Source organism: Leclercia sp. G3L, from assembly GCF_021117075.1.
In the GTDB taxonomy this organism is placed as follows: domain Bacteria; phylum Pseudomonadota; class Gammaproteobacteria; order Enterobacterales; family Enterobacteriaceae; genus Enterobacter; species Enterobacter adecarboxylatus_C.
Genome location: NZ_CP088265.1, coordinates 1,407,727 through 1,430,379, shown reverse-complemented (window position 1 = coordinate 1,430,379; position 22,653 = coordinate 1,407,727). Strand labels below are relative to the sequence as shown.

Below are 22,653 nucleotides of genomic sequence, written 5' to 3'. Positions count from 1 at the left end.
ATGCGCCGCGTTCATGTCCTCAAGATGGCGTAACGTCCTATGCTACATTTGTTTGCCGGCCTGGATTTTCATACCGGGCTTTTACTCTTGCTTGCTCTGGCCTTTGTATTGTTCTACGAAGCGATTAACGGCTTCCACGACACTGCGAACGCAGTCGCAACCGTTATTTACACCCGTGCTTTACGATCGCAAGTTGCGGTTGTGATGGCTGCGGTGTTTAACTTCTTTGGTGTTCTTCTGGGGGGTCTGAGCGTAGCCTACGCCATTGTGCATATGCTGCCAACGGATCTGCTACTGAATGTCAGTTCCGGCCATGGCCTGGCCATGGTGTTCTCTCTGCTGTTTGCTGCAATTATCTGGAACCTCGGTACCTGGTATTTCGGCCTGCCAGCATCCAGTTCTCACACGCTCATCGGCGCCATCATCGGTATTGGTTTAACCAATGCGCTGATGACCGGTACGTCTGTGGTGGACGCACTGAATATTCCTAAAGTTCTGGGTATTTTCGGTTCACTGATTGTTTCTCCCATTGTCGGTCTGGTTGTGGCGGGTGGCTTAATTTTCCTGCTGCGTCGTTACTGGAGCGGCACCAAAAAACGTGCCCGTATCCACCTGACGCCAGCCGAGCGTGAAAAGAAAGACGGTAAGAAAAAGCCGCCATTCTGGACGCGTATCGCCCTGATCGTTTCTGCTATCGGCGTGGCCTTCTCTCATGGCGCGAACGACGGTCAGAAAGGGATTGGTCTGGTTATGCTGGTGCTGATTGGTGTGGCACCTGCGGGCTTCGTGGTGAACATGAATGCCACCGGTTACGAAATTACCCGTACCCGCGACGCCATCAACAACGTCGAAACCTATTTCCAGCAGCGTCCCGACCTGCTGAAAAAGGCGACCGGCGTTGATCAGTTGATCCCTTCTCCGGAAGCAGGCGCAACCAAACCGGCTGAGTTCCACTGCCATCCGGCCAATGCGATTAACGCACTGGAGCGGGCAAAAGGCATGCTGACGGATGTCGAAAGCTACGAGAAGCTCACTCCGGAGCAGCGTGGCCAGATGCGTCGCATCATGCTGTGCATCTCTGACGTGACCGAGAAAGTCTCTAAGCTGCCTGAAGTCTCTGCTGACGATCAGCGTCTGCTGAAGAAGCTGAAGGTCGACATGCTGAATACCATCGAGTACGCACCGATCTGGATCATCATGGCGGTCGCACTGGCGCTGGGTCTCGGTACGATGGTCGGCTGGCGTCGCGTGGCGACAACCATTGGCGAGAAGATCGGTAAGAAAGGCATGACCTATGCCCAGGGGATGTCTGCTCAGATGACGGCAGCGGTCTCTATCGGTCTGGCCAGCTACACCGGTATGCCGGTATCCACAACCCACGTTCTCTCTTCGTCCGTGGCGGGTACCATGCTGGTTGATGGCGGTGGTCTGCAACGCAAAACCGTGACCAGCATCCTGATGGCCTGGGTGTTTACCCTGCCAGCATCGATTCTGCTGTCTGGTGGTCTGTACTGGATCTCCCTGCAATTCCTGTAATTGCAGGCAGGTTACGCGAAGAGCGGGTCAGGTAACTGGCCCGCTTTTTTTTTGCGCTCAATGCCAGATGAGGAGAGCAATCATACTCACCACCACCAGGCCGCACAGTGCGCTGGTCAGGATGAACTGACGACGCAGGCGTTCACAGCGGCGGATAAACTCATCGTCATGATGATCCCGATAACGCTGGGCGTAGATATACCACACCAGGCGCATCTGTTTGCTGGGCTGCCCGTGCGAGGTGAAAAATCCCCCGCCGTCCACATATTGATAAAGCAATGGATCGCAGCCACGCAGTACCACTAACAGGGCGCGTAAAGACGAGAAATAACGCGCCATATTCACGATGCAAACTACACATAACGCCCAAAATAATGCGACGGTGCTAATCATACTTCCTCCCCGGCGTCCGCCCGCGAAGCAATGCTCCGGGACTACCGCACCCATGCCCTGACAGACGGTTCAGTGAAAGAGAGACTCAAAAGCCGATCGGCTTCACATTTTAGTATCCGAACGGCTTATTCAATAGTGTAGGAGATCCGCTAATTTTTTTGCCACAAGGTTAATCGTTATCAACACCAATGCTTGAAAATTTTGTTTAACTGGGCCGTAATGAAGGCAGGTAGACGACTGCTACACGCATTGGTCATCGATAACTTAAGGAAGGAGTAACACTATGGCTTATAAACACATTCTTATCGCGGTTGACCTCTCCCCGGAGAGCAAAGTCCTGGTTGATAAAGCGGTATCCATGGCGCGTCCGTACAATGCGAAAGTTTCCTTGATTCACGTGGACGTGAATTACTCCGATCTCTATACCGGCCTGATTGACGTGAATCTGGGCGACATGCAGAAGCGTATCTCCGAAGAGACCCACCAGGCGCTGACCGAACTCTCCACCAACGCGGGCTATCCGATCACCGAAACCCTGAGCGGCAGCGGCGACCTGGGCCAGGTGCTGGTTGATGCAATCAAGAAATACGATATGGATCTGGTGGTCTGCGGTCATCACCAGGACTTCTGGAGCAAGCTGATGTCGTCAGCACGTCAGTTGATTAACACCGTGCACGTGGACATGTTGATTGTGCCGCTGCGCGACGAAGACGACGAGTAAGTGTAAAAAAGCCCGGTGGCGCTAACGCTTACCGGGCCTACAAATGGCACTGCACGTAAGCCGGGTAAGGCGAAGCCGCCTCCCGGCTTTTTTATTCCGGCGTACCGGAGTAGATATCAAACCGGTGCCCTTTGGTGGTTACCGCATTGGTGGTGGCGACCTCCGCCAGCGGCGGCGCATAGTCAGGACGTTTCACCACTACCCGCTTTGTTGCCAGCAGGCGAGCAGGCTCCAGCAGGCCATCTGCGTCTAAGTCCGGCCCCACCAGCGACTGAAACACCCGCATCTCTTTCTTCACCAGCGCGCTTTTCTGCTTATGCGGAAACATTGGGTCGAGATAGACCACCTGCGGACGCGGGGTGATATCCGTCAGTGCCGTCAGGCTCGAGGCGTGGATCAGCTGTAGTCGCTCCTGCAACCAGCCGCCGATTTCCGGATCGGCATAGCCGCGAGCAAGGCCATCATCCAGCAGGGCGGCGACCACCGGGTTGCGCTCCAGCATCCGCACCCGACAGCCTACAGAGGCGAGCACAAAGGCATCGCGCCCCAGTCCGGCGGTGGCATCCACCACGTCCGGCAGATAGCTGCCTTTGATCCCGACCGCTTTGGCGACCGCTTCGCCACGTCCGCCGCCGAACTTGCGCCGGTGTGCCATGGCGCCACCGACAAAGTCGACAAAAATCCCGCCGAGTTTCGGTTCGTCACGTTTACGTAACTCCAGATGCGCTGTAGTCATCACCAGCGCCATCAGGTTTTCTTCATCGTGTTCCAGCCCCCAGCGGGCCGCCAGAACAGATAAGGCGCCGTCTCCGGCGCCTGTCTCATCTACTAAGTGAATCTTCACGAATCAACTAACCCTTGATGCCGTAATGCTCAAGCATCGCGTCCAGCTGCGGCTCGCGGCCACGGAAGCGTTTGAACAGCTCCATTGGCTCTTCGGAACCGCCGCGGGTCAGGATGTTATCGAGGAACGACTGCCCGGTTTCGCGGTTGAAAATCCCCTCTTCTTCGAAGCGGGAGTAAGCGTCTGCCGCCAGCACGTCCGCCCACAGGTAGCTGTAGTAACCCGCCGCATAGCCGCCAGCAAAGATATGGCTGAACGCGTGCGGGAAGCGCCCCCATGCCGGGCCAGGGATCAGGGCCACCTGCTTCTTGATCTCCGCCAGGGTTTCGAGGACCTTCGCCCCTTGCTCCGGGCTGAACTCGGCATGCAGACGGAAATCGAACAGGCCGAACTCCAGCTGGCGCAGGATAAACATCGCCGCCTGGTAGTTTTTCGCTTCCAGCATCTTATCCAGCAGCGCTTTTGGCAGCGGCTCGCCGGTCTCGTAGTGGCCGGAGATAAACGCCAGCGCGTCCGGCTCCCAGCACCAGTTTTCCATAAACTGGCTCGGCAGCTCGACCGCATCCCACGGCACGCCGCTGATACCGGCCACGCCTGCCGCTTCGATACGGGTCAGCATATGGTGCAGACCGTGACCGAACTCGTGGAACAGGGTGATCACTTCGTCATGGGTAAAGAGCGCAGGTTTACCGCTGACCGGACGGTTGAAGTTACAGGTCAGGTAGGCCACCGGCTTTTGCAGCGAGCCGTCGGCTTTACGCATCTGGCCTACGCAGTCATCCATCCACGCCCCGCCGCGCTTGTTCTCACGGGCATACAGGTCAAGGTAGAAGCTGCCGCGCAGTTCGTTTTTATCGTCATACAGCTCGAAGAAACGCACGTCGTCATGCCACACTTCCACATCGTTGCGCTCTTTAGCGGTAATGCCATAGATGCGCTTCACCACTTCGAACAGGCCGTTAACGGCTTTGTTTTCCGGGAAGTACGGGCGCAGCTGCTCATCGCTGATGCTGTAAAGGTGCTGCTTCTGTTTCTCGCTGTAATACGCGATATCCCACGGCTGCAGCTCATCGACGCCGAACTCCGCTTTCGCAAAGGCGCGCAGCTGGGCCAGCTCTTTCTCGCCCTGAGGACGGGCGCGTTTGGCCAGATCGGTTAAGAAATCGAGCACCTGCTGGGGGTTTTCCGCCATTTTGGTGGCAAGGGATTTATCCGCGTAGCTGTCAAAGCCCAGCAGCTGTGCCAGCTCGTGACGCAGGGCGAGGATCTCCGCCATCACCGGGGTGTTATCCCACTTGCCGGCATTTGGGCCCTGATCGGAGGCGCGGGTGCTGTAGGCGCGATACATCTCTTCACGCAGGGCCTGGTTGTCACAGTAGGTCATCACCGGCAGATAGCTCGGGATATCCAGGGTCAGCAGGAAACCTTCCTGCTCTTTCGCCTCGGCCTGGGCTTTCGCCGCCGCCAGCGCGCTCTCCGGCATACCCGCCAGTTCGGCTTCGTCGGTAATCAGCTTCGTCCAGCCCATGGTGGCGTCCAGCACGTTGTTGCTGTACTGGTTGCCCAGCTCGGACAGGCGGGTCGCGATTTCGCCGTAGCGCTGCTGCTTATCTTTCGCGAGGCCAATGCCCGACAGTTCAAAATCGCGCAGGGCGTTATCAACCGCCTTTTTCTGGGCGATGTTCAGGGTCGCATAGTTATCGCCCTCGCGCAGGTCGCGGTACGCTTTATACAGCCCTTCGTGCTGCCCGACCCAGGTGCTGTATTCCGACAGCAGCGGCAGGGTTTGTTCGTAGGCTTCACGCAGCTCCGGGCTGTTTTTCACCGAGTTCAGGTGGCTGACCGGGGAGAAAATGCGGCCGAGCACATCATCCACTTCCGCCAGCGGCTGACACAGGTTTTCCCAGCTGTAAGGGGCGCCCTGCGCAACCACGCTCTCGACGGCGGTACGGCAATCGTCCAGTGCTTTGGTGACAGCGGGAACAACATGTTCAGGCAGAATGGAGGAAAACGGTGGCAACGAAAAAGGCGTCAGTAATGGGTTGGTCATAAGCACTGTCCTGTTAAATGAGTGAATGAAGCGCGCATCCTGCGCGAGCATATTGTTTCCAGGATGGGGTTAAGTGTAGTGAATTTCAATGGCTGAGGTGACAGAAAAACCGCCGCCGCGACGGTGCGTGCCGGGCCTGCGGGTAATCTGCGCCGTTCTGCTGTAAACTGTGGCCAATCGACATTATCGGAACATATCTACCCATGCTCAGTTATCGCCACAGCTTTCACGCGGGCAACCACGCCGACGTTCTTAAACATACCGTTCAGAGCCTGATTATCGAGGCGCTCAAAGAGAAAGATAAGCCTTTTCTCTATCTGGACACCCATGCCGGCGCGGGCCGCTATCAGCTGAGCGGTGAACACGCCGAGCGCACCGGGGAGTACCTCGAGGGCATCGCCCGTATCTGGCAGCAGGACGACCTGCCGGCCGAGCTTGAGCCGTACATCAGCGTCATTAATCACTTCAACCGCAGCGGCCAGCTACGTTACTACCCGGGCTCGCCGCTGATTGCCCGTCAGCTGCTGCGCGAGCAGGACAGCATTCAGCTGACCGAACTGCACCCGAGCGACTACCCGCTGCTGCGCTCTGAATTCCAGAAAGACAGCCGCGCGCGCGTGGAGAAATCGGACGGCTACCAGCAGCTGAAAGCGAAATTACCACCGGTGTCCCGTCGCGGCCTGGTGCTGATCGACCCGCCGTATGAGATCAAAAGTGACTATCAGGCTGTGGTGGCGGGTATCCACGAAGGTTACAAACGCTTTGCCACCGGCACCTATGCCCTGTGGTATCCGGTGGTGCTGCGTTCGCAGATCAAGCGCATGATTAAGGATCTGGAAGCGACCGGTATCCGTAAGATCCTGCAAATTGAGCTGGCGGTTCTCCCGGACAGCGATCGACGCGGCATGACCGCCTCCGGCATGATCGTGGTTAACCCACCGTGGAAGCTGGAAGCGCAGATGAACAACGTTCTGCCGTGGCTGCACAAAAAGCTGGTTCCGGCCGGTACTGGCCACGCCACCGTCAGCTGGATCGTACCTGAGTAATTACAGCAATCGGTGGAAGCTATTGATTTCAGGTATACAATCGCGGCAATTAACGATTAAGGATAAGACCATGACTAAGCATTATGACTACATCGCTATCGGCGGCGGCAGCGGCGGTATCGCCTCGATTAACCGTGCGGCCATGTATGGCCAGAAGTGCGCCCTGATTGAAGCGAAAGACCTCGGCGGCACCTGCGTCAACGTCGGTTGTGTACCGAAGAAAGTGATGTGGCATGCGGCGCAGATCCGTGAGGCCATCCACCTGTATGGCCCGGATTATGGTTTTGACACCACCATCAATAACTTCGACTGGGATCGCCTGATCGCCAGCCGTACGGCATACATTGACCGAATTCATACCTCCTACGACAACGTGCTGGGTAAGAACAACGTCGATGTAATCCGCGGTTTCGCCCGTTTTGTGGATGCGAAGACCATCGAAGTGAACGGCGAGACGATCACCGCCGATCATATCCTGATCGCCACCGGCGGCCGTCCGAGCCATCCGTCTATTCCGGGCGCGGAATATGGCATCGACTCCGACGGTTTCTTTGAGCTGCCTGCCCTGCCGAAACGCGTTGCCGTTGTGGGCGCGGGCTACATCGCCGTAGAACTGGCGGGCGTGATTAACGGCCTGGGCGCGGAAGCGCACCTGTTCGTGCGCAAACACGCCCCGCTGCGCAGCTTCGATCCGCTGATCGTCGATACGCTGGTGGAAGTGATGAACGCCGAAGGCCCTCATCTGCATACGGAAGCCATTCCGAAAGCGGTCGTGAAAAACGCCGACGGCAGCCTGACCCTGGAGCTGGAAGATGGCCGCAGCCAGACCGTTGATTGCCTGATCTGGGCCATTGGTCGTGAACCGGCAAACGACAACTTCAACCTGGCCGTAACCAGGGTTGAGACCAATGAGAAAGGCTATATCGTTGTCGATAAGTTCCAGAACACCAGCGTGCCGGGCATTTACGCGGTGGGCGATAACACCGGTGCCGTTGAGCTGACCCCGGTAGCGGTGGCCGCGGGCCGTCGTCTCTCCGAGCGTCTGTTTAACAACAAACCGGACGAGCACCTCGACTACAGCAACATCCCGACCGTGGTCTTCAGCCATCCGCCGATCGGCACCGTCGGTTTAACCGAACCGCAGGCGCGCGAGCAGTATGGCGACGACCAGGTGAAAGTGTATAAATCGGCCTTCACCGCCATGTATACCGCCGTCACCGCTCACCGTCAGCCATGCCGCATGAAGCTGGTCTGCGTTGGGCCTGAGGAGAAGATCGTCGGTATTCACGGTATTGGCTTCGGTATGGATGAGATCCTGCAGGGCTTTGCCGTGGCGCTGAAAATGGGTGCGACCAAGAAAGACTTCGATAACACCGTGGCGATCCATCCAACGGCGGCAGAAGAGTTTGTGACCATGCGTTAATACGCTTTGCCACTCGCGATTCTGCGCTTATAAAGACCGGTCCTCAGTGGCCGGTTTTTTTATGCCCCCTCAGCCCGGCTGTACAAACGGTAACAAAATTCACCGGAAACGGCGGCAGACCTGGCTAATCTTAAAAAGTATTAATTGCTTATCTGGATCGATTATTTAAGGTTAGAGAAAACATAATGCAAGTGAAGATCAACGCAAAAAGCCTGGCTAAATCCCACCTGATTCTTGCCCTTGTCTGGGCGATGTTAACCATACCCACTCTGCTGTGGTGGAAAAACAGTATCCTCTGGGTCTCGCTGATGAGTATTTACGCTATCGTGGTTTCGCATCTGGCGGCCTATAGCGCGGCGCATGCGGAAAAAGCGGCCAGCAATGCCCTGAATCAGAGCGAAGAGACGAAGCAAAAAACGGAGAAAATACCAGGCGCACTGATTTTGCCTCACCGGTGTCAGGCAAACAGGATCTGTTCGACGCCGGTACACTCCTCAAAAATAAACATTCTGCGCGGCATTTCTAACAGACGCATCCCCGCGACCTGGCAATGACGCAAGCGGATCGGCTGTGTAATCACGCTATTCGAGAAAAAGACATTACGCATATCGCAATTCTCAAAACAGAGCCCGTCGATATAGCAGTGATTAATCAATAAACTGCTGAACTCAATATTACGAAACACACTTTGTTTTAGATTGCAGCGAAATATAATAGCTTTGTTCTCACCTTCACAAATATCCAGCCACACTAAATGGCGGTTTTCCAGCAACCCCTGCAGTTCTGTTATAGTGGATTTATAGTCAGCTGGCTTTGCAAAAGTAAAAGGCGTAACGCCCTGACGCTTCGCGTTAAGGTTCATAAGGATTTCCTGTTATGAAGTAGTCATCGGAAGTGATGACGACGGTGTGGAAGTCCTTTATTACTTATATGCCCGTAGCGAAACAATGGCGATTTTGGACAATTATTTGCAGAGTTGGCCGATAAAATAAAAGTGCAAATACACAGCGTTATTAACCAGAAAAGAATATAATTTACCTTAAGGGAATATTTCATGCCAATCAGCAAAAGTAAGAACGCTATTCTGGTATTTGAATCACCGTGGAAACTCGATGATTATGATGCCAACCGCTCGTCAGTGCTGCCGTTTGTGCAGGGGATCGCCAAAATGCATGGCGATACCGAGGTCTATTCCCTGAATTTTTATAACAAAAAGAGCTTCGAGATTGCGCTGGAGTGCTTGTGCCGTCAGAAATTTGATAACACTCTCGTCTATATTGCGGCGCATGGCAGTAAAACCCGTATCGGCGATGTCTCGCTCGACGACATCCTCGACGCCATTAATCAAAAATCAAAGAAATTCAACATTAAAGGGTTAATGCTGGGCTCATGTTTTGCGGGCAGTAAAACTGAAAAACTGGAAATGTTCATCGAAGGTAGCAAACTGACCTGGTGCGCAGCCTATTCCTCCTCATGTTACTGGCTTCAGGGCACCATGCTTGACTGCGCTCTTCTTCACTGCGCCCTCAATATTGAAGATGCCCACTATAAAACGCATGAGGAGATGCAGCAGGCCTTTGCTGAGGCGGTTGCACCTTTCGCCCCAACTGGCATTATCGGTACTGACAGTAAAGATCAACCCGTAGCGCTGTCCGAATCATTACAATTCGTGATTCAGCCAGAAGGGAGAGGTTTCCGCGCTCGCCTCTCATCTGAAGGTATTTTTGAACGCGCTAAAGAATATCGCTTAAGCGATGAAGCAGAAGAAACCTTCTGATTCATACTCTGTCGCAAAGCGAATGATCCGAATTTTAGATCGCCTCCGCACTGCTGGATCGGCTGTTTATTGCCTGCAATAACATCAACATGCCACCCGCAGTGCCGGTTTTTCTCTTCCAGTAAAATGTGATCTACCGCACATATACCTCTTCACAGACCGAAGCGAATGTCTAAGCTTAGTAGGCAACCGGATAAAACCAGACCCGAGACAACGCTAACCGGAGGTCCTGACCACCATGTTCAACCAGAATATACGCACTGTAGAGACCGTAGAGTTCGATATAGAACAAGAACTTCTCTACGAAATCGATCCCTGCGAGTTAAAACTGGATGAAATGCTCGAGGCGGAGCCGGAACCTGAAATGATTGAAGGGCTGCCCGCATCCGATGCGCTCACCCCTGCCGATCGCTACCTTGAGCTCTTTGAGCATGTGCAGTCGACGCGACTGTTTGCCGACAGCAAAACTTTCCCCGACTGCGCACCAAAAATGGATCCGCTCGATATCCTCATCCGCTACCGTAAGGTAAGACGTCACCGGGACTTCAATCTGCGCCAGTTTGTGGAGAATCACTTCTGGCTGCCGGAAGTCCTGTCGAGCGAGTATGTTTCCGATCCGTCCCTCTCGCTCAAGGAACATATCGACAACCTGTGGCCGGTGCTGACCCGTGAGCCGCAGGATCACATCCCCTGGTCGTCGCTGCTGGCGTTGCCGCAGGCCTATATTGTGCCCGGCGGGCGATTCAGCGAAACCTACTACTGGGACTCCTATTTCACCATGCTGGGGCTGGCCGAAAGCGGACGCCACGACATGCTTAAGTGCATGGCGGACAACTTTGCGTGGATGATTGAACGCTACGGCCATATTCCCAACGGCAACCGCACCTACTATCTGAGCCGCTCTCAGCCGCCGGTGTTTGCCCTGATGGTTGAGCTGTTTGAAGAGGACGGCGTGCGCGGCGCCAAGCGCTATCTGGATCACCTGAAAATGGAGTATGCCTTCTGGATGGACGGCGCGGAGTCGCTGCTGCTCAACCAGGCCTACCGCAGCGCGGTGCGCATGCCGGATGGCTCTCTGCTTAACCGCTACTGGGATGACCGCGACACTCCGCGGGACGAATCCTGGATAGAGGACGTTGAAACCGCCCGCCACTCCGGTCGTCCGCCTAACGAGGTTTATCGCGATCTGCGCGCCGGGGCCGCTTCCGGCTGGGACTACTCCTCGCGCTGGCTGCGGGATCCGAGCCGGCTGGCGAGTATTCGCACCACCCAGTTTATCCCAATCGATCTCAACGCCTTCCTGTTCAAGCTGGAGAGCGCCATCGCCAATATCTCGGCCTCGAAGGGGGACAAAGAGACGGCAGAGATCTTCCGCCAGAAGGCGAGCGATCGTCGCGCGGCGGTAAACCGCTATTTGTGGGATGAGGAAAACGGCTGCTATCGCGATTACGACTGGCGCCGGGAGGCACTGGCGCTCTTTTCTGCCGCCAGCATTGTGCCGCTGTACGTCGGTATGGCCACCCACGAGCAGGCTGAACGTCTGTCGGATGCCGTAAAAGCCCGCCTGCTGACGCCGGGCGGTATTCTGGCTACCGAGTACGAAACCGGCGAGCAGTGGGATAAACCCAACGGCTGGGCGCCATTGCAGTGGATGGCAATCCAGGGCTTCAAGCAGTACGGCAACGACTCGCTGGGGGATGAAATCGCCTGGAGCTGGCTGCAGACGGTTAACCATTTCTACAAGACGCACTACAAGCTGATTGAGAAGTACCACATCGCCAGCAGCCAGCCTCGCGAAGGGGGCGGGGGTGAGTACCCCCTGCAGGATGGGTTTGGCTGGACCAACGGCGTGGTTCGCCGCCTGATTGGCCTGTATGGGGAGCCGTAACTCCCCGACCTCTCAGCGAATCACTTCATAAATGGCCGTCTGGATCGACTGCCATTTTTTAGTGCTTTCGTTCGGCTGCGCTTGTGCCCGCCGCTTCGCCTGATCCATCTCGCGTCGCTGACGTTCAACCACCGCCGGGACGGTACAAAATGCCTGGAGATACTCCTTACGCAGGCCCGTCAGCGGTTGCCCTGCTGACATCGCATGGCCGAGGTTGGTAATAAACTGCCGACAGGGCTTTGGCTGCGCCATTTGCAGACGATAGCGCATCAGGACCTCCAGTACCTCGCGATGGCCGACGGAGAGCGCATGCTCCGTCCAGGAGAGTTTCCAGTTCATCCCCGCTTTCAGGAACAACAGTGCCACCCGGGTATCGTTGCGGTCTATCGCCGCGCGGAAATTATTCTCATCCCAGGTGACACCCATCCGCGTCAGCGTTTCGCGGGAGGAAGGCGTCTCGCGCATCTCTTCCACCACTGCCTTCACGGGCGGTACGGTACTGGCCGCCTGGGTCGGGGCGCTGCTTTCAATTAACAGCCAGGTGCCCATCATCATCATCCCCATCACCATGACCCCAACCGCACCCCATAGCACGACGGAAATCAGGTAATCGCGCTGCTCCGGAGTGCGCGCAGGCCGACGGTTCGGTTTATCGATGGTGTCGCGCACCTCAAAAATATCGTCGCCGGTGGCTTTATTTTTTTTGCGGGCGTTCTCCCAGAAGAGATTCAGCTCGTGAACGCCTTCAGCCATCAGCCCGGCCGGGTTGACGGCGGTGCGGCCCTCTTCAAATGCCCGCTGCACGGGACCGGCGATCTGGGCATAGTAGTTATCCAGCAGCAACGTCTGCGCTGAGGTCAGCGGCTGGCTGGCAATGATGTTGTTGCGGATCAGGCGGATATCATCAAGAAAGGACTGGAGCGTTTTACGCGGCTCCACCATCAGCGTCAGCAGAGATGGATCGCTGAACAGCGCCGAGTAGGAGCGGGAATACTCTTTTTTATCCACCAGCATCAGGGCCAGCTCGCTGAACATCATGCCGCCGAGTGCGTCATTACGTTCCCCCTGCCGCAGCCAGCCGCGCACCCGATCGGCGCTGAACAGGGTTTTCAGGTGATTATTCAGGCGCGTCGGATCCGGCCACGCCTGCATAATCAGCCCTTTAATCATCAGCTCCAGCGCCCGCACCTGCTTTTGTGCGTGCTGCTGACGTAGCTCATCGCTGGGGCCCATTTCCGTACTGTAGGTCAGCAGCGGCTGCTGCAGACGCAAATGTTCAAGCGCCGTCACAAAGCGCGTCGCGGCGATCAGCTGGTTGTCGCTTACATCCTGTCCACTTTCATACTGCGGCACTCGCTGCTGTAACAGCCGCAGCTGTAAGGTGAACTGCGACAGTTCCGCATCGTTCAGGTTGAGCTGCTTTGCCACCCTCGCCCAGCCCCCCAGCGCCAGCCTGGCGGAATCGAGCTGCTCAAGGAACCAACGGGGATCTTTGCCTTCGGCAACGTGTACCTTTAACAGGAGCAGAATTTCCACGGAGGCCTGACGAATAATTCCCAGACAGCGTTCGAACTGCTCGCGGATCAGGTGCGATTTACTGAGGGTCATCATTTTCCTTTACGTGCTGCGCAAATATGCAGAGGCAGCTGTCGGAGAGCGGTCTTTTTTCAAGTGGTTATACCAGATTAAACATAACCGATAACGGTCACTATTTCAGTGATAATGTTAAAATCATTTACAAAAGTTCCGGAGACCTGGCATGCCTGTATTGCACACCCCGCGTTTAACCTGCTCCCCGCTGCAGGAAGAAGACTGGCCCTTTTTTCTCTCGCTTCAGCAGCACCCCGATGTGATGCGCTACGTGGCCGAAGCCCGCCCGGAGGAGGCCATTCGCGAGGCTTTTGATGCGCGTCTGCCGGCATGGTCGCCGGGCAGCGATCGCTGGCTGTGCCTGGTGGTGTGCGATAACACCAGCCAGATGCCGCTCGGGGTCACCGGGTATATTCATCATGATGAGGATTGCGCCGAAGTGGGATTCTTGTTTGCTCCCCTGGCTCAGGGAAAAGGCTACGGCTTTGAGTCCTTACAGGCGGTGTGCGATTACGCCTTCGGCCAGGGAGGCATTCGCCGCTTAACCGCCACGGTGACGGCGGACAACGTGGCCTCGAAACGCCTGCTGGAAAAGGTGGGATTTGTGCTGGAAGGGGAACTGCGCGAAAGCTACTGGCTGGCAGGCCAGTGGCACAACGACTGGCTGTTTGGGCTGTTAAAGAAAGAGTACCGCTAAGGGTGCCGCGGGGATCCCTCCCCGGCACCAGGTTACAGAAACATTCCCCCGGAGAGTTCAATCCGCTGCGCATTCATCCAGCCAAGCTCGTCGCTGAGCAGGGCCGCAATCGCATCGCCAATGTCGTCCGGCAGCCCGACGCGCCCCAGCGCCGTCTGTGAAGCAATGTGCTGGTTCAACTCCTTGTTATCGCGCACGCGCCCGCCGCCAAAGTCAGTTTCAATGGCGCCGGGAGCAATAATATTGGCCGTGATCCCACGCGCCCCCAGCTCTTTTGCCTGATAGCGGGTAAGCACTTCCATCGCCCCTTTCATCGCCGCGTAGGTGCTCGAGCCCGGCAGGGTGATACGTGCCAGACCGGAGGAGACATTCAGGATCCGCCCGCCGTTTTTTATCAAGGGTAACAGGCGCTGCGTCAGGAAGAAGGGGCCCTTGAAATGGATGTTCATCACCTCATCAAACTGCGCTTCGGTGGTCTCAACATAAGGGGCGTATAAACCCACGCCTGCGTTGTTCAACAAATAATCGAAGCTGTTGCGCTGCCATACCGAATGCAGTGTTTCCCTCACCTGTCCGGTAAAGGCGTCGAAGCTGGCAACTTCCCCGACGTTCAGCTGCAATGCCGCCGCCTTTACCCCTTTTAGCTCAATTTCGCGCACAACTTCGAGCGCCTCCTGCTGGCTACGGTTCCAGGTCAGGAGGATCCCGACACCTTTATCTGCCAGCTTCAGCGCCGCGTTTTTACCGAGCCCGCGGCTGCCGCCAGTCACTAATGCAATACGTTCAGTCATAAGAAACCTCGTTTCGGCTGTGGTGGTGATTGAGAAAGAGCTTATTAGGTGATAGAAAATCAATAAATATGGCTAGCAACGCTTCACTGTTTCATATCCAACAACAATGAGTGCTCCCTATGGATAAAATTCAGGCAATGCAGTTGTTCATTCGCGTCGCTGAACTGGAGAGTTTTTCCCGGGCAGCAGACTCACTGGGCCTTCCTAAAGGTAGCGTATCCCGTCAGATCCAGGCCCTGGAGAACGGGCTTGGCACCCGGCTGCTGCACCGCACCACGCGGCGTGTCAGCCTGACTCAGGACGGAATGGTCTATTACGAGCGGGCCAAAGATCTGCTGACCAACATGGATGAACTGGATGGTCTTTTTTTGCACGACCCTGCCAGCGTCAGCGGAAGATTGCGGGTGGATATGCCCGTAAGCGTTGCGCGAAATTTAGTCATCCCTCGCCTGCCGCTTTTTCTACAACAGTATCCCGGCATAGAACTGGAGCTGAGCAGCAGCGACCGGCTGGTGGATGTGGTGCGGGAAGGGTTCGACTGCGTGGTGCGCGTTGGCACCCTGAAGGATTCCGGCTTAATTGCCCGGCCGCTTGGCAGGCTGTCGGTAATCAACTGCGCCAGCCCCGATTATCTGTCGCGTTTCGGCTATCCCGACGGGCTGGAGGATTTAGCCTCTCATGCGGTGGTGCACTACGCGGCGCACCCTGGCACCCGGTCACAGGGTTTCGAATACTACGACGGCGAGGCAAGCCACTGGGTTAAAACCGGCGGCGTGTTGACGGTCAACACGACCGAGACTTATAACGCTTCGGCACTCGCCGGGCTGGGGATTATTCAGGCACCGCGGGTAGGCGTGCGTGACGCGCTGCGCACCAAAAAGCTGCTGGAGATCCTGCCGCAGTACCGCGCCCGACCGATGCCGGTGTCGCTCATCTATCCCCACCGCCGCAACCTCTCCCGCCGGGTGCATCTGTTTATGGCCTGGCTCACGGATATCATGAAAGCGTACGTTGACTGAGTGCAGGCTATAATTTTAAGGACCTCCCGCTAATCAATAAGGAAAGTGCGCGTGACGCCGGAAAATAGTGAGCAACGCCCCACCCATGATCTGGACTTCGAACCGATTAAAAAACTGGAAAACAGTCCGCCTCCGCCGGCTGAACCTAAAGTCACCTCTATACGTAAAACGGGGAGCCTGCTGGACAAAGCGAAGGACGCCTTCCAGCTGATTCAGCAGCAGCCGGTCATTGCCCACCTGCTGCGTGCCACCGAGCGGTTTAACGATCGACTGGGCAATCAGTTTGGCGCGGCGATCACCTACTTCTCATTTTTGTCGATGATCCCCATCCTGATGCTCTCTTTTGCCGCGGCGGGTTTCATTCTGGTGTCGCACCCGACCCTGCTGCAGGACATCTTCGGTAAAATTCTGCAGAACGTCAGCGATCCAACGCTGGCGGCCACCCTGAAAAGCACCATCAGCACCGCCGTACAGCAGCGTACCACCGTGGGGATTGTCGGGCTGTTTGTGGCGCTCTACTCCGGCATTAACTGGATGGGCAACCTGCGGGAAGCGATCCGCGCCCAGTCGCGTGACGTCTGGGAGCGTAAACCGCAGGATGAGGAGAAAATCTGGATCAAGTATTTCCGCGATTTCGTTTCGCTGATTGGCCTGCTGGTGGCGCTGATTATCACCCTCTCCATCACCTCTGCGGCAGGCGCAGCGCAGGAGATGATTATCTCTGCGCTTTATCTCGATACCATCGAGTGGCTGAAGCCCGTCTGGCATCTGGTGGGGCTGGCGATCTCGATGCTGGCGAACTATCTGCTGTTCTTCTGGATCTTCTGGCGTCTGCCGCGCCACCGGCCGCGGCGCAAAGCGCTGATCCGCGGCACCTTCATTGCCGCGATTGGTTTTGAGGTGATCAAAATTGTCATGACCTACACCCTTCCGTCGCTGGTGTCTTCTCCTTCCGGGGCGGCATTCGGCTCCGTGCTGGGGTTGATGGCCTTCTTCTACTTCTTCGCCAGGCTGACGCTGTTCTGCGCGGCGTGGATCGCCACCGCCCAGTACCCGGATGACCGGAGAATGCCCGGCAAAACACACCGTTAAGCACCTCATCGGGCTGGATAAGAATGCAATATTTCAGCCCGATTCATCATTTCAGCATATAAATCCAGCCTGTAACTTTTATTTAACCAAAAACCAGTTTTATCATCTAAGTATTAATTTCTGTGAAGCATTTCATAGATGTGAATTTCCAGGTCTGAAAATTATTCACTTTTTGCCGGCTTTTTCGCCATTCGCTGCGTTTGTTACAGATTGAAATGTCGCTTTTGCTGTGCGTAATATGGCCTTTCGTTCGCCAAAAATAAGAAAAGTTTATGCAAGCCACAGCCACAACACTCAATTCAGAGCAGGAAAACGCCCCGGTTAACTCGCGCAATAAAGTCGTCGTCGCATCGCTGATTGGTACCGCCATCGAATTCTTCGACTTCTATATTTACGCGACCGCTGCGGTCATCGTTTTCCCGCATATCTTCTTCCCGCAGGGCGACCCGACGGCGGCTACCCTGCAGTCGCTGGCGACCTTCGCCATCGCCTTTATCGCACGTCCTATTGGTTCAGCGCTGTTCGGCCACTTCGGCGATCGCGTCGGGCGTAAGGTGACGCTGGTCGCCTCGCTGCTGACCATGGGGATCTCTACCGTCGCCATCGGCCTGCTGCCGACCTACGAGACCATCGGTATTCTGGCTCCGCTGCTGCTGGCGCTGGCCCGTTTTGGTCAGGGTCTGGGTCTGGGCGGTGAATGGGGCGGCGCGGCGCTGCTGGCCACCGAGAATGCGCCACCGCGCAAGCGCGCGCTGTACGGCTCCTTCCCGCAGCTGGGCGCGCCGATTGGCTTCTTCTTTGCCAACGGCACCTTCCTGCTGCTCTCCTGGCTGCTGACCGACGAGCAGTTCATGACCTGGGGCTGGCGTATTCCGTTTATCTTCTCGGCGGTGCTGGTGCTGATCGGCCTGTATGTGCGCGTCTCCCTGCATGAGACCCCGGTGTTCGCCAAAGTGGCCGCCGCGAAGAAACAGGTAAAAATCCCGCTCGGCACGCTGCTGACCAAACACGTCCGCGTGACGGTGCTCGGTACCTTCATCATGCTGGCGACCTATACGCTGTTCTACATCATGACCGTCTACTCCATGACCTTCAGCACCACCGCTGCGCCTGTGGGTCTGGGTCTGCCGCGTAACGAAGTGCTGTGGATGCTGATGATGGCGGTGATTGGTTTTGGCGTGATGGTGCCGATTGCAGGGCTGCTGGCTGACCGCTTTGGTCGTCGCCCGAGCATGATCGTTATCACTTCACTGATCATTCTGTTTGCGCTGTTCGTCTTCCCGCCGCTGCTGGGTTCCGGCAACCCGGCGCTGGTGATGGCTTATCTGCTGATTGGTCTGAGCCTGATGGGGCTGACGTTCGGTCCGATGGGCGCGCTGCTGCCAGAGCTGTTCCCGACCGAAGTACGTTATACCGGAGCGTCATTCTCCTATAACGTCTCCTCGATTCTGGGGGCCTCTGTAGCGCCGTATATCGCCACCTGGCTGCAGGCGAACTACGGTCTGGCGTATGTCGGGTTCTACCTGGCGGCAATGGCGGCGCTGACGCTGATTGCCCTGCTGCTGACCCACGAGACCCGCCATCAATCATTGTAATTCAAACTACCCTCTCCCAAAGGGAGAGGGTGAATAACACCCAGGCCCGGCAAGCAATACGCCGCCGGGCAATTCCCCGCTCTATTTCTTCATCTGCGACAGAATCACCTGACACTGATTGGCCTGCCCCTCTGACGGGGAAATGAGCGCCAGCAGTGCTGCCGCTGGCGTCACCAGCGTTGCCAGCGCCGCAGCCACCGCACCACGCGCAATCAACGGCCCCGCCTTCACTCCCGCATCCGGATCTTTAAAGCTACCGCGTACGTACAACGGCGAGCGCAGCGTCACGATGCGAATGCCTTTACTTTCAGGGTTAATCGTCAGATCCAGCTGCTCAGAAGCCATGCTGGCCGTGCCGGTAATATTGATCACCGCATTTTCAGTATCAAAAGCAAAGATCTGCGGACGGGCAACGCCGTTGACCAGGTCGATATTGGCCGCCGCACAGTTAACCCTCACCTCATCGTCACCAAAAATCTGCCCGACCAGGAAGTTACCGACGTTAAGCCCGAGGATCTCCATCAGGTTGCGGCTAACCAGCCCATCGTTCATCAGCAGCTTCAGGTTACCGTTACCGTTGCCCAGCAGGGCCGCCACGGAGTTACCCGTGCCGCGGATGGTCGCATCGCCGTTCATCTCCCCGAGGGTTTTTTGCATCAGCTCCACATCGGGCATCAGCTGTTTAAGCTTCAGCCGGCGGGCCTGGATCTCCGCCTGGCCGCGCATCGGTTTCTTGTCACCTTCCAGCTTGATGTTGGCCGAGATCGTCCCGCCCGCCATGCCAAATTTCAGCGGCTTCAGCTGCAGGTCAGCATTTTTGAGAATGATATGGGTCGAGAGATCGCTGAGCGGCAGGCTGCTGCCATGCTCGATTCGACGCCCCTTGAAGCGCACGTCGGCATCCATCACATCCCATTTATCGGTTTCGAAGCGGTCGTTAGGCAGCACTTTCCCTGACGGCGGTGCCTCCTTTCTCACCTTCTGCGCCTTGGTGCCTTTGCCGGAGTCAACGCCAATCAGCGGCCCCAGATCGGCCAGCCTCAGCTGCCGGGACTCCATGTCGCCTTCCAGCTTCGGCCGTGGTTTACCGGTGCTGTAGGTCAGCGAGCCATGAATATCGCTGTCACCGATCCGGCCATTGAAGTCGCGGTAATCATAGACGGACGATTTTTCAGGATCGATTTTTGCCACCAGATGGCCGTCGGTTTCAAACGGTGGGGTATCCGGGAGCAGTACCCCGGTCAGTTCGTACAGCTCGCCCAGCGAATCCCCGGAGAATTTGAGGCGCAGATCGACCCCGCCCATCTTCATGGGATCGCTCACCGTGCCGACAAAGGCCACCCGGGTGTTGCCGGAGCGGAAATCGGCCTGCACCGGGAAGGGAGTGCCTTCGCTGCGCAGGGCCAGCATGCCGCCAATTTTGCCGCTACCTTTCAGAGGCTGATCGTTGTAACGCCCCTCGGCCTTCAGGCCAAAGACGTAATCGCCCACTTTGCCTTTATCATCTTTGCCCTTCGCGCCGGTGACTTCGCTAAAAGGCAGCGCTTTACCCAGCGGATCGACGAAGATTTCGAGGTTGGCTTTGCTCACCGCATCATCAATGGCGACGCGCCCGCGATCGAAAATAATGTTGTCGAGGCGGAACGACCAGGACGAGGGTTTGGCTGCGGCCTCTTTGTCTTTGCTATCGGCAAAATCAAAGGTCCAGTTGTTGGTCTTCTCCGACAGGCGGATCAGCCGGGCATCGGGCTTCTGGAGCTTGATCCACGGCAGATAGACCGTTTTGGTCAGCAGCGACAGCGGGGCCAGCGTAGCTTCGACGCGCGGCAGATGCACCATAGTGATTTCAGGAATATCGGGTGGGTTGCCGAGAATAACGTCGTCGGCATGCACGTGTGGCCATGGGACCCAGCTGCGCCAGCCCGTTTCGCCCTTCTGGCGCTCCCATACAACGCCCAGATCGCCGCGAATGGCGAATGGACGGTTGAGTTCAGTCGAGACTTTCTGGTTGATGGTCGGTTTGAGGCGGTTCCAGTCAAATGTCGCGATCACGACAATAAGCACCACAATCAGCAACAAGAAGACCCCCCCGGACCAGGTGATAATCTTCGCTGTTTTTGTCATCCCATATTTCCCTTTTTACCTTGCCAGTCATGAATATAGTTCAGACAAGCAAAAAAGGGGCGGCAGCGTCCGGTAATAACGCGTTAACCACGCGCTATTATGGGAAGCAGTCAGGGATTACAGAGTGATGATAACGTTGTCGAGCGTCTCCATCGGTACCGGACGGGAAAGGAAATAGCCCTGCGCGGCGGCGGCGGGTGAGTTTTGCACATCGCGCCACTCTTCCAGCGTCTCGACACCTTCGACAATCACGCCCTGGCAGTAGCGGTTCATGAGCTGTAATAACAGCGTGAACAGGTTGCGGCCTTCCGGGGTCTGACGCAGCATAATGAACAGGTCCCGCGCCACTTTGATGTAGTCGTAACGCACTTCGCTCAGGGCGGAGAAGTTCGCCATGCCGGTGCCAAAGTCGTCCAGCCACAGGGGGCCAAATTCGCACATGGTGGCAAACGAGGAGTCCTGCGGCAGACGCACGTGCTCCACCAGCTCAAAGCGCAGCCACGGCAGCTGTTGAATCAGCTTCTGCAGGCTCTCATCCTGACGCACCGCCAGCAGGGTTGGACCATCAACGTTGACCGAGGCCAGAATGCTGTTGTCGGCGAAGAAGTCCTGTTTTGCCGTCAGCATGCTGAGCTGCTCTTCAAGGATATCCAGGCGGTGGCGCACCGGCAGTTCCGCAAAATAGCGATCCGGGGCGATCCGCTGTGCCGGGTTGGAGGGATGGGTCACGACGGTCAGGATCTCGATCGCCATCAGTTTACCGTCGGTGCGGTAAATGGGCTGATAAGTATAAGCACGCTGACATTGCAGCCAGTAGCGATGTTCCTGCAAGTTCTCAATACTTGCCTCAGGGATGCTCAGCAGCTGGATGTCCTGCCTTAACTTCATTTCAGATATCCTGTTGAATAGGGAAGAGCCTGTCGGGACTGGTCAAAGGATTATCGGCCCGGGCTAAGAGAACTTTATGTTCGGTTGCGGACGAATATTAAAATCTGGGATCTGAAACTCCCCTGAAACTTGTCCGGGTTCAAAAAAATAATGGAACGTCGTTTTAATACAGTTGACCGCTTCCGGGCTGCAGCGCACACTAGCGCTAATTTAACTGTTCAGGTTCACGACTATGTCTAAGAAAATTGCCGTGATCGGCGAATGTATGATCGAACTGTCCCAGAAAGGCGCGGAAGTGAACCGTGGCTTTGGTGGCGATACCTTAAACACCTCGGTGTATATTGCCCGTCAGGTTGATGCTGATGCGCTGGCGGTCAACTATGTGACTGCCCTGGGCACGGATAATTTCAGCCAGCAGATGCTGGACGCCTGGCAGAGTGAAAACGTTGATATCTCTCTGACCCAGCGGATGGAAAACCGCCTGCCGGGTCTCTATTACATTGAGACTGATAGCACCGGCGAGCGCACCTTCTACTACTGGCGTAACGAAGCCGCCGCCAAATTCTGGCTGGAGAGCGACAGCGCCGATCGCATCTGCGAAACGCTGGCCCACTTTGACTATCTCTACCTGAGCGGCATCAGCCTGGCGATCCTCAGCCCAAACAGCCGTGAAAAACTCTTCTCCCTGCTGCGCGAATGCTGCGCCAACGGCGGAAAAGTGATTTTCGACAATAACTACCGTCCACGCCTGTGGGCCGGCCGCGAAGAGACGCAGCAGGTTTATACCCGCATGCTTGAATGCACCGATATCGCCTTCTTAACCCTCGATGACGAAGATGCCCTGTGGGGCGAAAAGCCGGTTGATGAGGTGATCGCCCGTACTCAGGCTGCTGGTGTATCTGAAGTAGTGATTAAGCGCGGGGCAGACTCCTGCCTGGTGGCGGTTGCCGGGGAAGCGGTTGTTGACGTGCCTGCGGTGAAGCTGGCGAAAGAGAAAGTGATTGATACCACCGCGGCGGGTGACTCCTTCAGCGCCGGTTATCTTGCGGTGCGTCTGACGGGCGGAACCCCGGAAGCGGCAGCGCAGCGCGGCCACCTGACCGCCAGCACGGTGATTCAGTATCGCGGCGCGATCATCCCGCGTGAGGCGATGCCTGCATAACTGCGGTCTGGTGCCCT

The 22,653-nt window shown here is 56.4% G+C and carries 19 protein-coding genes; 11 read left to right on the top strand and 8 right to left on the bottom strand.

Annotation, left to right across the window (positions count from 1 at the left end):
* Nucleotides 1-39 precede the first annotated feature (39 nt).
* Nucleotides 40-1,536, top strand: a complete 1,497-nt coding sequence (pitA, locus tag LRS40_RS08140) for an inorganic phosphate transporter PitA (protein WP_231313475.1) — start codon at nucleotides 40-42, stop codon at nucleotides 1,534-1,536.
* Nucleotides 1,537-1,593: 57 nt separating this feature from the next.
* Here pitA and uspB read toward each other — a convergent pair whose 3' ends face one another.
* The gene (gene uspB, locus LRS40_RS08135; RefSeq protein WP_032615027.1) at nucleotides 1,594-1,929 is read right to left on the bottom strand and encodes a universal stress protein UspB; all 336 of its coding nucleotides are present in this window, start codon (nucleotides 1,927-1,929) and stop codon (nucleotides 1,594-1,596) included.
* A gap of 283 nt (nucleotides 1,930-2,212) precedes the next feature.
* Between uspB and uspA the strand changes: the two genes are divergently transcribed.
* Nucleotides 2,213-2,650: a universal stress protein UspA gene (uspA, locus tag LRS40_RS08130; protein ID WP_032615029.1), complete on the top strand. Its 438-nt coding sequence runs from the start codon at nucleotides 2,213-2,215 to the stop codon at nucleotides 2,648-2,650.
* 91 nt (nucleotides 2,651-2,741) lie between these two features.
* Here uspA and rsmJ read toward each other — a convergent pair whose 3' ends face one another.
* Nucleotides 2,742-3,494 carry a 16S rRNA (guanine(1516)-N(2))-methyltransferase RsmJ gene (rsmJ, locus tag LRS40_RS08125; RefSeq protein WP_142487461.1) on the bottom strand — a complete coding sequence of 251 codons (753 nt, stop codon included), beginning with the start codon at nucleotides 3,492-3,494 and terminating at the stop codon, nucleotides 2,742-2,744.
* A gap of 7 nt (nucleotides 3,495-3,501) precedes the next feature.
* The gene (gene prlC, locus LRS40_RS08120) at nucleotides 3,502-5,544 is read right to left on the bottom strand and encodes an oligopeptidase A (RefSeq protein ID WP_142487462.1); all 2,043 of its coding nucleotides are present in this window, start codon (nucleotides 5,542-5,544) and stop codon (nucleotides 3,502-3,504) included.
* Nucleotides 5,545-5,747: 203 nt separating this feature from the next.
* Here prlC and LRS40_RS08115 point away from each other — a divergent pair, with 203 nt between their 5' ends.
* Nucleotides 5,748-6,590 carry a 23S rRNA (adenine(2030)-N(6))-methyltransferase RlmJ gene (locus LRS40_RS08115; RefSeq protein WP_142487463.1) on the top strand — a complete coding sequence of 281 codons (843 nt, stop codon included), beginning with the start codon at nucleotides 5,748-5,750 and terminating at the stop codon, nucleotides 6,588-6,590.
* A gap of 70 nt (nucleotides 6,591-6,660) precedes the next feature.
* Entirely contained in the window at nucleotides 6,661-8,013 is a 1,353-nt protein-coding gene (gene gorA / locus LRS40_RS08110) for a glutathione-disulfide reductase (protein WP_231313473.1), read from the top strand.
* 457 nt (nucleotides 8,014-8,470) lie between these two features.
* Here the strand turns inward: gorA and LRS40_RS08105 are convergent, their stop codons facing one another.
* Nucleotides 8,471-8,875 (bottom strand): hypothetical protein, encoded by a 405-nt coding sequence (locus tag LRS40_RS08105; RefSeq protein WP_142487466.1) that lies wholly within the window; start codon nucleotides 8,873-8,875, stop codon nucleotides 8,471-8,473.
* A gap of 192 nt (nucleotides 8,876-9,067) precedes the next feature.
* Here LRS40_RS08105 and LRS40_RS08100 point away from each other — a divergent pair, with 192 nt between their 5' ends.
* Nucleotides 9,068-9,790: a hypothetical protein gene (locus LRS40_RS08100; protein ID WP_142487467.1), complete on the top strand. Its 723-nt coding sequence runs from the start codon at nucleotides 9,068-9,070 to the stop codon at nucleotides 9,788-9,790.
* A gap of 238 nt (nucleotides 9,791-10,028) precedes the next feature.
* Nucleotides 10,029-11,678, top strand: coding sequence for an alpha,alpha-trehalase (locus LRS40_RS08095; protein WP_142487468.1), 1,650 nt, complete (start codon nucleotides 10,029-10,031; stop codon nucleotides 11,676-11,678).
* A gap of 12 nt (nucleotides 11,679-11,690) precedes the next feature.
* Here the strand turns inward: LRS40_RS08095 and LRS40_RS08090 are convergent, their stop codons facing one another.
* Nucleotides 11,691-13,286 (bottom strand): STY4199 family HEPN domain-containing protein, encoded by a 1,596-nt coding sequence (locus tag LRS40_RS08090; protein WP_231313472.1) that lies wholly within the window; start codon nucleotides 13,284-13,286, stop codon nucleotides 11,691-11,693.
* A 151-nt stretch (nucleotides 13,287-13,437) separates the two neighbouring features.
* Here LRS40_RS08090 and LRS40_RS08085 point away from each other — a divergent pair, with 151 nt between their 5' ends.
* Nucleotides 13,438-13,965, top strand: coding sequence for a GNAT family N-acetyltransferase (locus tag LRS40_RS08085; protein ID WP_231313471.1), 528 nt, complete (start codon nucleotides 13,438-13,440; stop codon nucleotides 13,963-13,965).
* 32 nt (nucleotides 13,966-13,997) lie between these two features.
* Here LRS40_RS08085 and LRS40_RS08080 read toward each other — a convergent pair whose 3' ends face one another.
* Nucleotides 13,998-14,756, bottom strand: coding sequence for an SDR family NAD(P)-dependent oxidoreductase (locus LRS40_RS08080; RefSeq protein WP_231313470.1), 759 nt, complete (start codon nucleotides 14,754-14,756; stop codon nucleotides 13,998-14,000).
* Nucleotides 14,757-14,875: 119 nt separating this feature from the next.
* Here LRS40_RS08080 and LRS40_RS08075 point away from each other — a divergent pair, with 119 nt between their 5' ends.
* From LRS40_RS08075 to LRS40_RS08065, 3 genes are all read left to right on the top strand, one after another.
* Nucleotides 14,876-15,775, top strand: coding sequence for a LysR family transcriptional regulator (locus tag LRS40_RS08075; RefSeq protein ID WP_142487472.1), 900 nt, complete (start codon nucleotides 14,876-14,878; stop codon nucleotides 15,773-15,775).
* Nucleotides 15,776-15,826: 51 nt separating this feature from the next.
* Entirely contained in the window at nucleotides 15,827-16,867 is a 1,041-nt protein-coding gene (yhjD, locus tag LRS40_RS08070) for an inner membrane protein YhjD (RefSeq protein WP_231313469.1), read from the top strand.
* Between the two features lie 272 nt (nucleotides 16,868-17,139).
* Nucleotides 17,140-18,462, top strand: a complete 1,323-nt coding sequence (locus tag LRS40_RS08065; RefSeq protein WP_142487475.1) for an MFS transporter — start codon at nucleotides 17,140-17,142, stop codon at nucleotides 18,460-18,462.
* Nucleotides 18,463-18,543: 81 nt separating this feature from the next.
* Here the strand turns inward: LRS40_RS08065 and LRS40_RS08060 are convergent, their stop codons facing one another.
* Both LRS40_RS08060 and pdeH read right to left on the bottom strand, forming a co-directional pair.
* Nucleotides 18,544-20,586: an AsmA family protein gene (locus LRS40_RS08060; protein WP_231313468.1), complete on the bottom strand. Its 2,043-nt coding sequence runs from the start codon at nucleotides 20,584-20,586 to the stop codon at nucleotides 18,544-18,546.
* 117 nt (nucleotides 20,587-20,703) lie between these two features.
* The gene (gene pdeH / locus LRS40_RS08055) at nucleotides 20,704-21,474 is read right to left on the bottom strand and encodes a cyclic-guanylate-specific phosphodiesterase (protein WP_142487477.1); all 771 of its coding nucleotides are present in this window, start codon (nucleotides 21,472-21,474) and stop codon (nucleotides 20,704-20,706) included.
* 232 nt (nucleotides 21,475-21,706) lie between these two features.
* Here pdeH and LRS40_RS08050 point away from each other — a divergent pair, with 232 nt between their 5' ends.
* Entirely contained in the window at nucleotides 21,707-22,636 is a 930-nt protein-coding gene (locus tag LRS40_RS08050; RefSeq protein ID WP_231313467.1) for a sugar kinase, read from the top strand.
* Nucleotides 22,637-22,653 lie beyond the last annotated feature (17 nt).